This window comes from Kribbella sp. NPDC059898 (assembly GCF_042730855.1).
In the GTDB taxonomy this organism is placed as follows: Bacteria; Actinomycetota; Actinomycetes; order Propionibacteriales; family Kribbellaceae; genus Kribbella.
This window is the reverse complement of record NZ_JBHWKR010000002.1, coordinates 579,667-592,454: the sequence shown is the minus strand read 5'-3', so window position 1 is coordinate 592,454 and position 12,788 is coordinate 579,667. Positions and strand designations below refer to the sequence as shown.

The 12,788-nt window shown below is 69.3% G+C and carries 10 protein-coding genes; 4 read left to right on the top strand and 6 right to left on the bottom strand.

Translation table 11 applies throughout. The annotated features are described in order from the left end of the window. Positions 1–11 precede the first annotated feature (11 nt). The 4 genes from ACFV9C_RS08405 to ACFV9C_RS08390 are packed head-to-tail and all read right to left on the bottom strand — an operon-like array spanning position 12 to position 4,487. A complete protein-coding gene (locus ACFV9C_RS08405; protein ID WP_380191713.1) occupies positions 12–1,334 on the bottom strand; it encodes a glycoside hydrolase family 32 protein in 1,323 nt (440 codons plus the stop codon). Then, a complete protein-coding gene (locus ACFV9C_RS08400; protein ID WP_380191712.1) occupies positions 1,331–2,155 on the bottom strand; it encodes a carbohydrate ABC transporter permease in 825 nt (274 codons plus the stop codon). Before ACFV9C_RS08400 ends, ACFV9C_RS08405 begins: the two co-directional genes overlap by 4 nt. After that, positions 2,152–3,084 carry a carbohydrate ABC transporter permease gene (locus ACFV9C_RS08395; RefSeq protein WP_380191710.1) on the bottom strand — a complete coding sequence of 311 codons (933 nt, stop codon included), beginning with the start codon at positions 3,082–3,084 and terminating at the stop codon, positions 2,152–2,154. The genes ACFV9C_RS08400 and ACFV9C_RS08395 overlap by 4 nt, the downstream gene beginning before the upstream one ends. Beyond that, a complete protein-coding gene (locus ACFV9C_RS08390; protein WP_380191708.1) occupies positions 3,084–4,487 on the bottom strand; it encodes an ABC transporter substrate-binding protein in 1,404 nt (467 codons plus the stop codon). The genes ACFV9C_RS08395 and ACFV9C_RS08390 overlap by 1 nt, the downstream gene beginning before the upstream one ends. Positions 4,488–4,624: 137 nt before the next feature. Between ACFV9C_RS08390 and ACFV9C_RS08385 the strand changes: the two genes are divergently transcribed. The 3 genes from ACFV9C_RS08385 to ACFV9C_RS08375 all read left to right on the top strand — a co-directional run bounded on the left by ACFV9C_RS08385 (position 4,625) and on the right by ACFV9C_RS08375 (position 8,136). Next, positions 4,625–5,710: a LacI family DNA-binding transcriptional regulator gene (locus ACFV9C_RS08385; protein ID WP_380191707.1), complete on the top strand. Its 1,086-nt coding sequence runs from the start codon at positions 4,625–4,627 to the stop codon at positions 5,708–5,710. Continuing rightward, positions 5,710–7,128, top strand: a complete 1,419-nt coding sequence (locus ACFV9C_RS08380; protein WP_380191705.1) for a glycoside hydrolase — start codon at positions 5,710–5,712, stop codon at positions 7,126–7,128. Before ACFV9C_RS08385 ends, ACFV9C_RS08380 begins: the two co-directional genes overlap by 1 nt. 120 nt (positions 7,129–7,248) lie before the next feature. Continuing rightward, positions 7,249–8,136, top strand: coding sequence for a family 43 glycosylhydrolase (locus ACFV9C_RS08375; protein ID WP_380191703.1), 888 nt, complete (start codon positions 7,249–7,251; stop codon positions 8,134–8,136). Here the strand turns inward: ACFV9C_RS08375 and ACFV9C_RS08370 are convergent. Continuing rightward, the gene (locus tag ACFV9C_RS08370; protein ID WP_380191701.1) at positions 8,099–10,021 is read right to left on the bottom strand and encodes a DUF222 domain-containing protein; all 1,923 of its coding nucleotides are present in this window, start codon (positions 10,019–10,021) and stop codon (positions 8,099–8,101) included. The genes ACFV9C_RS08375 and ACFV9C_RS08370 overlap by 38 nt on opposite strands. 224 nt (positions 10,022–10,245) lie before the next feature. On the opposite strand from ACFV9C_RS08370, the gene ACFV9C_RS08365 reads away from it, so the two are divergent. Beyond that, entirely contained in the window at positions 10,246–12,360 is a 2,115-nt protein-coding gene (locus tag ACFV9C_RS08365) for a hypothetical protein (RefSeq protein WP_380191699.1), read from the top strand. 38 nt (positions 12,361–12,398) lie between these two features. On the opposite strand, the gene ACFV9C_RS08360 is transcribed toward ACFV9C_RS08365, so the two are convergent. Further along, positions 12,399–12,782 (bottom strand): winged helix-turn-helix transcriptional regulator, encoded by a 384-nt coding sequence (locus tag ACFV9C_RS08360; protein WP_380191697.1) that lies wholly within the window; start codon positions 12,780–12,782, stop codon positions 12,399–12,401. Positions 12,783–12,788: the final 6 nt, after the last annotated feature.

Below are 12,788 nucleotides of genomic sequence, written 5' to 3'. Positions count from 1 at the left end.
GGGAACTCCTGTCAGCGGTCGAGGGTCCAGAAGTGGGCGTTGGGCGGTGCTTCGACGTGCCAGGTCGGCGGAGTGGTCGGGTAGACGCGGGTGCTGAGCACGCGGCCGGCGCTGGTGAAGACCTCGAGGACGGAGCCGTCGAGGAAGATCCGGGCCGCGGGACGCCCGGACGACGGGTCGAACGCGTCGGTCACCTGCATCCGGTCGCGATGGGCGTACGGCGAGCGGCTGGCCTCGGTACGGTCGATCGTCAGCGTGTCCGCGTCCAGTTCGATCACCACCCGCTCGTGCTCGCCGAAGCGGATCACCACCTGCCCCGATCCTTCCGGTACGGCGATCTCGCACTGCGGGCCCGTCGTACAGCCGTCGGCCGGTACGCCGGACCCGGTGCGGAGCGAGTCGACCGTCGGGACCGGCGCGCTCCGGATCGACGCGTCGGCGCCGAGCCAGACGACCCGCGGCAGCGAGATGACGCCCGCCCAGTCGTCCCACCCGCCGCGGTCGCGCCCTTCGGTCAGCCACCCGAACAGCAGCGGCCCGAACCGGCTGTCGCGCATCGCCGAGGCCGCGTAGAAGTTCGTTCCGTGATCGACCCGCCGCGGCGCCACCGGTCCGTCGACGTCGAACGACAGCACCTCCGCGGGACCGGCCTCCGGCGACCAGGACGCGACCACCGCGATCCGGCGGCCGTCGAGCGTCAGCAGTTGCGGGCACTCCCACGCGGCGCCGGTGTCCTCGCCGCCCGCGACGCCACGGGGCAGTTCGGCGAGCGGGCCGACGTACGTCCAGTCCTGCAGGTCGCTCGACCGGTAGAGCGTGATGCTCGCGCCGCGGTCGCCGTACCCGGCGCCGACCGCGAGCCACCAGCTGCCGTTCTCCTTCCAGACAAAGGGATCGCGGAACATCAGCGCGCCGTCCACCGGGTCCGGGACGACCTGGCGCGCCGGTCCGAACGACGCGCCGCCGTCGTCCGAGACCGCGGTCAGCACGGACTGGTACGGGCGTTCGTCGATCCGGCCGGAGTAGTACGCACGGATCCGCCCGTCGTCGAGGATCGTGTTGCCCGACCAGCAGCCGTCGGTGTCCGGCCCGCCCGGCTGCGGCGCCATCGCCGGGCGGTGCACCGTCCACCGCACGTAGTCGGTCGACGTCGCGTGCCCCCACTCGACCGGGACGTGCATGTCCAGCGTGGACCGCGACTGGAAGTACAAGTGGACGTCGTCACCCACCTCGATCGGGCCGTTCGGGTCGTTCAGGTATCCGCGCGGCGGCCGGACGTGGAACGCGGGGCGGAGGTAGCTGGCCGTACGGGTGGCGGCCTGGACCTGGGTCAACGGGATGCTCCTGCCGTGATGCCTGCGATGAAGTACCTCTGGGCGAAGACGAACAGCACTACGCTCGGCAGGATCGCCAGGACGACGCCGGCGAGCACCACCGAGATCGACCCGGTGCCGAGGTTCCCCTGCAGACCGACCAGGCCGAGCGGCAGGGTGAAGTTGTCCTGCGACTGCAGGAAGATCAGCGGCCGGTAGAACTCCGCCCAGAAGCCGGAGAAGTTCAGGATCGCGAGGGTCGCGATCGCGGGACCGGCCATCTTGGCGTAGATCATCAGGAACGTCTGGAAGTGCCCGGCGCCGTCGATCCGGGCCGCCTCGCCGAGTTCGCGAGGCATCTGCATGAAGTACTGCCGCATCAAGAACGTCCCGAACGCGCTGCCGAGCGCGGACACCACCAGCGACAGCGGGCTGTCCGAGAGTCCGAGGTACCGGATGATCACGAACACCGGGATGATGATCGTCTGCAGCGGCACCATCATCGTGGCCAGGAAGATCCCGAAGATCACCGAGCGCCCCGGGAAGCTGACCATCGCGAACGCGTACCCGGACAGCGTGCAGGTGACGGTCTGGCCGGCCACGATCAGCCCGGTGACCAGTACGCTGTTCACGAAGAACCGGCCGATCGGGATCCGGTCGAAGACCGCGCTGTAGTTGGAGAAGTCCGGGTGCAGCGGCAGCCACTGCGGCGGGTTGCTGAACGCCTCGGCGGGCGTCCGGAGCGAGGTGGTGACCGTCCACAGCAACGGGCCGAGGGCAACCATCGCCGCGACGACCAGCACCGCGATGCCGGTGATCCGGCCGATCCGTGCGAGGCTCATTGGTAGAACACCAGCTTTCGTGCCGCGAGGAACTGCAGCCCGGTGATCACCAGGATCGCCGCCAGCAGCACGATCGCGATCGCCGAGCCGTACCCGAACTGCAGGTTCTGGAAGCCCTTCTGGTACATCGAGATCGTCACCGTCGTGGTCGCCGATCCCGGGCCGCCCTTGGTCATGATGTACGGCTGGTCGAACAGCTGCATCGCGTTGATCAGGGCCACCACCGCGGCGAACAGGATCGTTGGGCTGATCAACGGAATCTTGATCCGGAACAACGTCCGCAGCGGCCCGGCGCCGTCGATCTGGGCCGCCTCCAGGACGTCGGTCGGCACCGACATCAATGAGGCGACGAACAGCACGAACGTGAACCCAACCTGCTGCCAGACCGCGATCAGCACGATCGTCGACGCCGCCGCGAACCCGCTGGTCAGCCACGGGACGTTCGGTACGCCGAGCAGCCCTAGGTAGTAGTTGACGACCCCGAACTTGTAGTCGAACAGGTACCCCATGAAGATCGACACGGCCGCGGTCGACGCCAGCAGCGGCAGGTAGAACACGGTGCGGAACAACGTCCGTACCCAGACGAGCTTGCGCTGGTTGACCAGGACCGCGAGCGCCAGCCCGATGGTGAGCTGCAGTACGACGATCGCGAGCGCCATCCCGAGCGTGACGCCGAACGACTTCAGCACCGGACCGTCCTGGAACAGCTGCTGGTAGTTCTTCAGGCCGACGTACTCCGGGGTCGAGATCACGTCCCAGGAGAAGAACGACAGACCGAGCGACGCGAGGATCGGGATCGCGGTGAAGACCGCGACGAACAGTACCGACAACCCGATCATCGCGAAGCCGAACCGGGCCTCGCCCTGTGCGGCCGGATGGCTTCGCCGTTTCACGACCGCCTTCGGTACGTCGGCGGTGACGGCGGTCATCAGCTCGCCCCCGCTGCCTTCTCGAGATCCGCCTGCAGCCCGTCCAGCGCCGCCTTCGCGTTACCCGACGAGATCGCCTGGGTGGTCCGCTGGTTCAGCGCGGTCGCGAGCGCGTTGTAGTACGGCGGGGCCGGGATCGGCGCGGTGTCCGGGTGCTTGGTCAGCGTGTCGTAGAACACCGACCAGTGCTTCGGCCCGGTCTTCGCGTAGCGCGCGGCCGTCACCAGGGACTTGCGGCCGGGTGTGGTCACGTTGCCCGGGAAGACCAGGTCGAAGGTGTCCGGCTTCACCAGCAGCTTCAGGACCTCCCAGGCCAGGTCCTTCTTCTTCGACGACTTGAAGATCGCGTACCCGCCGGCGCCGAACAGGTGCCGCTGGCTCTTCCACTTCGGGAACATCGTGACGTCGAAGCTGCCGTTCTTCATCCCGGCGTTGGCCAGGCCGCCGGCCCAGAACCCGCCGCCGATCGACATCCCGATCCGGTTCGACGCGAACAGGCCCTGCAGGGTGCCGCCACCGCCGACGTCGGGCGACGGCGAGAGGCCCTTCTTGGTCAGCTGGATCATGTAGTCCAGCGCCTCGACGGTGGCGTCCGAGTTCGCCGTCGGCGCGCCCCACTTCCAGCCGCCCTTCCGCCCGGCGGCGGCAGCGTCACCGGCGTACGCCTTGCTCCACAGCCAGTCGCCGCCGTCGTACTTGCCCTCCTCGAGCAGGTTGGCGTTGTTCGCGTACATGAACGACGTCCAGCTGCCCCACAGCCGGACCACCCAGCCGAACGCGTTGATGCCCTTGAACTTGGCGATCTTGGTGGCCGCGGACTCGAAGTCGTCGAGCGTCCAGGTCTCGCTCGGCGGGACCACGCCGGCGCGCTGGAAGAGCTCGGTGCTGTAGAACATGTTCCCGGCGTTGAAGCTGTCCGGGAGCTCCCACAGGTGGCCCTGGTACATCATCGACTCGATCAGCGCCGGGTGGATGTCGGCGAAGTACTCCTTCAGCGCCGACAGGTCCTTGGTGACGTAGTCGTCGAGCGGGATCGCGAGCTCCTTGGACGCCATCAGCTGCAGGCCCTCGGTCGCGACGCTGATGATGTCCGGCGGGGTGCCGGCCGCGATCTGGGTCAGCACCTTGGCCAGGAAGTCGTTCCAGTCGGTGCCGTTGATCGCGGAGATCTCGAACTTGATCGTTGAGTCGAGCTTGGCGATCTGCGGCTGCAGCCGGTTCTGCAGCTGGGTGGCGGCCGCCTGCTCGCCGAAGTACAGCATCTTCAGCGACTTCGACGAGCCCCCGCTGCCGTTGCCGCAGGCGGCCAGGTCGGCCAGCGCCGCCAGGCTGAGTCCGCCGGCACCGGCCTTCAGGAGAGTCCGGCGGCCGAGCGTTCCCGCGGGCGGCTGAATGCCTGTCATGGGTTTCCTCCTTGCGCCCAATACGTATTGACTCGGGACCGTAGCAGCGGCTTAGAGTGGGGTCAATACGTATTGGGCCGATCTGTGATAGTTAGTTAGCGGCGGCGACGAGGCCGCGGATCGTTAAGGGGGAACCGATGGCCAAGAAGGCAGCCGGTGGGCCTAAGCGCGTGACGATGACCGATGTCGCGCGGCGCGCGGGGGTCTCGCAGCCGACGGTTTCGTTCGTCCTGAACGACCGCCGGGACGTCGCGGTCGCGGAGGAGACCCGGCGGCGGGTGCTCCAGGCCGCCGCCGAGCTCGACTTCGTGCCGAACCGCGCCGCCCAGCTGCTCCGGTCGAACCGGTCCTTCACCATCGGCGTCGTGACCAGCGGGATCGTCTCCCAGCCGTACGCCGGTCTGATCGTGCTCGGGTTGCAGCAGGTCGTCCAGCCGGCTGGATACGTATGCATGGTCGTCGACACCACCGGCGACCCGGGGCAGGGCGACGACGCGGTGGCCAGCCTGGTCGCCCAGGGCGTCGCCGCGATCGTGTACGCGTCGCTCTCGCCGAAGCCGCTGCACCGCAGCCCGCGGCTCGACGGGATCCGGACGATCTTCGTGAACTGCTGGCCGGAGGAGGGGCACGCCGACACGGTGCTGCTGGCGGACGAGTACGCCGGCGGGCGCGCGGCGGCGGCGTCCGTGTTCGAGCGCGGGCACCGGGACGTCGCGTTCCTCGGTGGCATGCGGGACGACTTCGCGTGTCAGGAGCGTCGGCGCGGGTTCGACGACGCTGCCCGGGAGGCGGGTCTGCGGCCGGCGGACCTGGTGCACCGGTACGGCAACTACCAGATCGGGAACGGGTACGACCTCGCGACCGAGGTGGTCACCGAGCACCGGTCGACCGCACTGGTCTGCGGCAACGACCGAATGGCGATCGGTGCCCTGCTCGCCCTGCACTCCCTGGGCCTGAACTGCCCGGACGACGTCAGCATCGTCGGCTTCGACGACCAGCCCGACGTCGCCGACCAGGTCCGCCCCGGCCTCACCACCGCCGCCCTCCCACACCTCATGCTCGGCCGCCGAGCCGGCCAACTGGTCCTCACCGCCCCCGAAGACGCCCCCTCCCGCGAAATAGTCCCCTGCACCCTCATCGAACGCGACTCCGTCGGCACCCCATCACCCGCCCGCCCCACCTCCACCCCACCCGGCGGGCGTCGGAGGAGGAACTCGAAGTGATGCACTGGCGACCGGCGGCTGGGTTCGTCGGGGATGTGATTCCGTTCGCTCATGCTGGGCGGGTGTGGTTGTTCTATCTGCTGGACGAGCGGCCGGAGGACGCGACCGCGGGAGCGAGTGGGATGCCCTGGGCGTTGGTGTCGACCACCGACTTCGTGCATTACACGGACCACGGTGTCGTGCTGCCGGCCGGTGATCGCGATGCCGTGGACTTCGACTGCTACACAGGCAGCGTCGTCGCGGAGGGTTCGCGGTTGCACCTGTTCTACACCGGGCACAACCCGCGCCGCGGCTCGGCGGACGGCTCGTACCAGGTCGTGTGTCACGCGGTCAGCGACGGCGATCCGACGAAGTGGACCAAGCTGCCCGCCGACACCTTTGGTGCACCCAACGGTTTCGTCCCGCAGGACTGGCGGGACCCCTTCGTGTACCGCACCGCCCCCGACCAGCCCTGGCAGATGGTCCTCGCCGCCCGGTACGCCGACGTACCGGATCGCCGGGCGGGCGTGGTCGCGCGGCTGACGTCGACGGACCTCGAGCGCTGGGAGCTGGCGCCGCCGCTGTGGGAGCCGCACCGGTACATCACCCAGGAGTGCCCGGACATCTTCCAGTGGGGCGACTGGTGGTACCTCGTGTACTCCGAGTTCAGCGACGCGTTCCAGACCCGGTACCGGATCGCCCGCGGCTCCGACGGCCCGTGGCTCGCGCCGTCCCGGGACACGGTCGACGGGCGAGCCTTCTACGCCGCGAAGACGGTCGAATTCGAAGGGCGCCGGTTCTTCGTCGGCTGGATCCCCACGAAACAAGGGGATGCGTGGCAGTGGGCCGGCGACCTCGCCGTACTCGAAGCCCACCAGGAGCCCGGCGGCACGCTCGCCTTCGGACTCCCGGCCGAGGTCGTCGCGGCGTACGGCGAACCAGAAAACGTGAAGCTGTCACCGCTGGACGGCGCGTCCTCGGACCCCGGCCGCGGAGCCACCGACCAGTACGCCGCCTGGATCGGCGACGTCGTACCACCGCACTGCCTGATCACGCTGACGGTCGACGTTGCGCCCAACACCTACTCCTTCGGCCTCCTGCTGCACGCATCCGACGACGGCGAGCAGGCCACCGTCCTCCGCCTCGAACCCCACCACAACCGTCTCGTCCTCGACCACTGGCCACGCGGCCGCACCGGCCCCGCCCAATGGCAGATCCACGGCGACGTCCCGTACGCCGTAGACCTCGAACGCCCCTGCCCCCTCCCGCCCGGCCGCCACACCCTCCAGGTCCTCCTCGACGGCCCCACCGCGCAGGCAGTAGTCGACGACCGGGTGTCCCTCAGCTTCCGCTCCGAGTCCTCCGGCCGGGTTGGGGTGTTCGTGACCGACGGTGAGGTGGAGGTGGTGGAGCCTCAGGTGGCCCGCCTTCGGAGTTAGATTGCAGCGCCTCGTCGCCCAATCTTCTGGAGGTTTGCTGTGCGTCGTCTCAGTGTTGTTCTCTCGACAGTTCTGGCTGCTGCTGGTCTCGTCGCGGTCCATCCACCGGCAGATGCTGCGGTGACCGCCGCGAGCAGCGTGCGCCGCGTCGGCACCGAGGACTTCGCCGACCCAGGCTTCGCGCACTTCGGCTCGAAGTACTACCTCTTCCGCACCGGCGCCGGCTACGGCACCCGCTGGACCACCTCGACCGGCTGGTCCGCGATCCACAAGTCGATGACCGCGACCCCCGCCTGGGTCGACCACGCCAAGCCGCTGCTCTGGGCGCCCGAGGTGTTCCAGAGCTCCGACAGCCACGGCGCGCTCTACGTCATGTACTTCACCGGCGAGTCGGCCTCCCGCCACGTGCACTGCATCGGCGTCGCCACCTCCCGCAACCCCGCCGGCACCTACACCCCGGGCTCCAAGCCGGTCGTCTGCTCCCCGTGGGTCTCCCGCGGGTACGAGGCGATCGACCCGGCGGCGTACCGCGCCAAGGACGGCAAGCGCTACCTGATCTACAAGAGCGACTACAAGAACGCCTCCGGCTTCCAGATCCGCGCCGTCGAGATGGACACCCAGACCGGTACCCGGGTCGTCGGCAGCAGCATCGCGAAGATCGTCAGCTCGTCCAAGATCGAGGGCCCGTCGGTGATCGCCCACGGCGGCAAGGTCTGGCTGTTCACCTCCCGCGGCGACTACATCAACTGCTCGTACAACACCGACGTCTGGTCCGCGAGCACGTTCTGGGGCGGCCGCTTCACCCGCGTGAAGACCCTGATGACCACCGCCTCCACCAAACTCTGCGGCCCCGGCGGCGCCACCGTCATCAACGTCGGCAGCACCACCCGGATCGCCTTCCATGCGTACGTCGACGCCAACCACAACGGCGTCAAGGACTCCAACACCCGCCAGGCCTACACCGGCGTACTCAAGTGGGACGCCGCCGGCCGCCCGTACCTGGCTTGACATCAAGGGAGGGTGGGCACCGCCACGTACCGGTGGGGTCGACGTGGAAGCTGAAGCCGTGCGGTGTGGTCCATTCGAGGGTCCTGTGGTCGATGCGGCGGACGGTCCAGCCGCGGGCGTGGGTCTTTACCCGGTGGCCGAAGCGGCCGAGCGGTGCGAGGTTGGTGGTGCTGGTTTGTCCGGGTGGGCCGAGTGGGTCGTAGGGCTCGATGTGGTCCAGGTCGATCGTGTTGGTCGTTTCCCGGGTTCCGTACGGGAAGAGTTCGACCGGGTGGATGAGCTTGACGCGTTCGCGGATCCGGGTGGGGATTTCGTAGGCGTTGACGCTGACGGCGTCGTTGAGGTCGATGACCGGTTTCACGACGTACGGTCCGTGGCCGACGAGTTCGGCGAGTTGGGTCGCGAGGAGGGGGCCGATGCGTTCGGCGCGTAGTACGCCGGTGTGGGTGGCGAGGGTGTGGTCGGTGAGGTGTACGACGATCTCGGTCTTGCCGGGGCGCACGGTGGGGCCACTCGGGCTCGTGTAGGCGTCGTACTTGATCTGCGCGAGCCGGGCGTGGAGGGCTCGGAGCGCGGCAGGGTCCATCGACGAACCCTCGCTGGAATGGCCGTCTGGATCCGCGCCTGCTAGTTGCCTGTCGGCGTCGAACGGGTCCGAGACCGGGGCGGGGTCCTCGGGTCCCGCAGCCTCCAACCACGCATCATGCGGCGGCTCCCACTGCTCCCACTGCTCCCACTGCTCCCACTGCTCCCACTGCTCCCATTGCCCCAGCAGGTCAGCCGTGCCGGAAGCGCTCGCAGAGCCGCCCTCCAACCCCGGCCCGCAAACAGGCCCCCCGAGAACAGCCCCGACGGCAGCAGACCCGGTCGAAGCGGGCCGGACGGGAGCAGGCCCGGCCGGAGCCGGGCGAGCCGGAGCCGGGCGAGCCGGAGCCGGGCCGGCCTGAGCAGGCACGGCCTGAGCAGGCACGGCCTGAGCAGGCACGGTGGGAGCGGGGTCGGTGGGAGCGGGGTCGGTGGGAGCGGGCTCGGTGAGAGCGGGGTCGGTGGGAGCGGGCTCGGTGGGATCGGGGTCGGTGGGATCGGGGTCGGTGGGAGTGGGGTGGGTGGGGGTTTGGGCTGCTTGGGTTAGGAGTTCTTGGGTGAAGCGGGGGTCGGGGAGGATGCCTACGGCTTCGGCTCGGCGGTGCTGGAGCGGGCGGGTGTCGCCCAGGGTTTTGAGGGCTTCGGCGATGTCGGCGATGGCCGTGTCGTGGCGGTTGACGGCGGCGGCGGGGGCTTTGATGTAGATGGTTTTGTTCCCGTGCTGGTCACCGCGGCCTACGTACACCCCGCGCTCGTCAGCCGCCGCGGCGGCGTCGTCGGCCGCGCGTCGGGAGTCGGCGTACTTCTTGGCCGCGTCCGCGATCTTGTCGAGACGGTACGGCGAGATCGTGTCGATGATCGCGGCCACCCGACCGTCGACGTACCCCGCCGCCGCGTGGTCGAGTTTGGTGCAGGCACGCACGATCTGGCGGGCCTTCCACGGGGTCGCCTCACCCGCCTGGATCCGCGCCCAGGTCAACGGGAACCGATCCCGCAGAGCCAGCGCGTCGGCGATCAGGTCACGGCCGACGCCGGGAGACACCCCGATCACGACCGCGAACTCGGCGACAGCGAACTCCGCGATCTCCGGACAGCCGTCACCGCCCAGAACCACCGCCCGCTCACGGCCGTCACACCGACGGCGGGCAGGCCGAACCGGGCAGCACGAGGGGTGGTAGCGGTCGGCATAGATCTGGGCACATTCGAGCAGCTGAGCATCGGACCGGTTCGCGATCGCGCGACAGCTCGCCGCCCGCTCCAGCAGGTCACGCGTCGACAGCACATCCGGGTCCTCGAACATGCGTTCGATTCTAGGCCATGGGGCGCCAGGCTGCCAAGCCGAATGGATGGCGGATCTCCTTATCCACAAGGGGAAATGTCACCTGCTCGGCATCCTTGGAAGCTGGTATGCAGGCTCAGGCTCGGCCGACCTGAGACAAAACCAGTTCAGCCCTTCACTCGCAGGGATCCCGCTCCTATGATGCTGGCTCAGCTAAACCGGTATATCTGAAGGAGTGTGAGGCGATGTCAGATCCGGTGAAGGTCTCCCGGAGGACTCTGATCACGGTCGGCGGCGCCGGGCTGGCGACGGCGCTGGCCGGGGCCGGTGGTACGGCGGAGGCGACCGGGGTCGGGGTCGGCGGTGCCGCCGGGGTCGGTGGTGCGGCGGCGGTTGGCGGCTCGGGGGCGGCCGGAGCCGTCGTGCCGAAGCCGGGGTCGGGTGGGATTCCGCCGGGGCCGTCGACGTACGGGTGGGATCCGGCGGACCTGCTCGACTTCGACCCGGCCACGCATCCGTGGGGGCGGCACCTGCGCTGCCTGGTCCCGCTGGCGCCGCGGATCGCGCCGTTCGCGCCGACCCAGGCACACCCGGACCTCGACCCCGGCGTACGGCTGTCGACGCTCAGTCTGGACGACGCGGGCACCGTCTACGAAGGCCGCAACCAGCCCATCGGGCTCGAAGGGCATACGTATACACAACGCTTCTGGCCGTACATCGACGTCTGGGGGACCTGGCACGGGCAGGTGCTCCCGTCGGTGCCGAGCGACGTGGTCGCGAACCCAAGCGCGCCCGGCCGGACGTACGGCGTCATCGACATCCCGAACCCGGGCTGGACCGAGGCCGCGCACAAGAACGGCGTGAAGACCATCGGCGGCTGGTTCTGGCCGCGGTCCGGTGTCGACTTCGGCGAGTTCCTGGTGCAGGCCGCGGACGGGTCGTTCCCGGTCGGCGACAAGCTGATCGAGATCCGCCGGTACTTCGGGTTCGACGGCCTGTTCATCAACCAGGAAGCCACCATCACCGCCGCCCAGGCGGCCACGCTCCGCGACCTGTTCCTGTACATCAAGGCGCACGACCCGGGCTTCTACCTGCAGTACTACGACGCCGACCTGCCGAACGGCGACCTCGACTACCAGAACACGCTGAACGCCAAGAACGTCCCGTGGATCGGCGCCGTCGACTCGATCTTCATCAACTACGGCTGGCCGTACGTCGACCCGGACCTCAGCGGCAGCGCGAAGACCGCGGCCGACGCCGGGTTCGACCCGCGGGCGGTCGCGTTCGCCGGCGTCGAGCACCAGCAGGGCGGCTTCAACCCGGAGGAGTGCTTCACCGACTACGCGTACCCGGGCCACCCGGGCCCGGTCTCCGTCGGGCTGTTCGTCGAGGACCAGTACTGGGCCACCGCCGCGAACTCCGGTGCCACCACGACGCCGGAAGGACGAGCGAAGTACCGCGATCTCGAACAACGATTCTGGTCCGGCCCGACCGGCAACCCGGCGACGTCGGGCCGCCTCGAGCCGCGCAAACCGCCGTACCGCACGGATGTCCTGAACTACAAGAAGTGGGACGGGATCGCGCACGGCATCGTCGAGCGGTCGCCGTACGGCGCGCTGCCGATCGTGACGACGTTCAACGTCGGTGCCGGCAGTTCGTTCTACCTAGACGGCAAGCAGGTCCGCGACGGCGGCTGGGACAACCAGGGCTGCGCGGATCGGTCGCTGACCTGGCAGTACTGGACGGACGGCGTCACGGTGACGCTCGACGAGAGCACGGCGTACGAAGGCGCGCACAGCCTCGCGTTGTCGGGCACCGGCGTGCTGCACCTGTTCAAGACCGACCTCACCCAAGGCGCCGCCACCGAGGTCCGCATCGTCGCGCAAGGCCTGTCCTCACTTGAGCTCGGCGTGACCCGTCGTACGAAACCGGGCAACATCGAGTGGACCCGGCTGACCGCGGCGAGACGCTCCGCCGGTTGGACCGAGTACCGCGGCCGGATCCCGCGCGCCGGCGACCGCATCGCCCGGATCTCCTTGCGTACCAGCGGATCCGGCCACCTCGGCAAGGTCTTCCTCGCCGACACCCGGACCGCCGACGTTGCCCCGGGCCGACCGCGATCCTTCACGGTCGCCGACGCCGGCCCCGGTGCCGGCACCACCCGCCACCTCACCTTCGCCTGGCGCCTCCAGCCCGACGCCGCGGCGTACGACGTACTCCAGAACGGCCGCTGGCTGGGCCGGGTCCACCGCGACGTGTTCTTCGCCGAATCCGTGGACCTGACCAACGGCCGGACGTTCGAGCTCGTCCCGATCGGCGCGAACAGCAACCGCGGCCCGTCCCTCGGCACCACCCTGTGACGGCCGCCGGGGGCGCCGCGCCGGCGGCGTCCCCGGCGTCAGGCCTTGTCGTACCGGGCGCGCGAGTCGGCGACGTACTGCCGATGGTGCTCGGCCCACGTGATCAGCCCGGCGACCTGGCCTGACAGGGTCTCGCCGACCGGCGTAAGCGCGTAGTCGACGCGCGGCGGTGAGGTCGGCGTGACGCTGCGGGTCACCAGGCCGTCGCGTTCGAGGCTGCGCAGGGTCAGCGTGAGCATCCGCTGCGAGATGCCCTCGATGGTTCGCTGGAGTTCGGAGTACCGCCTGGGGCCGTCGCCGAGCAGGTCGAGGACGAGGACGCTCCACTTGTCGCCGACCCGGTCCAGGACGTCCCGCAGTTGACAGGTCGGATGGCTGTGGCCGATCCGCCCACGCACATCGGTGTTCGCTACGCGGTTCAAAGTGCC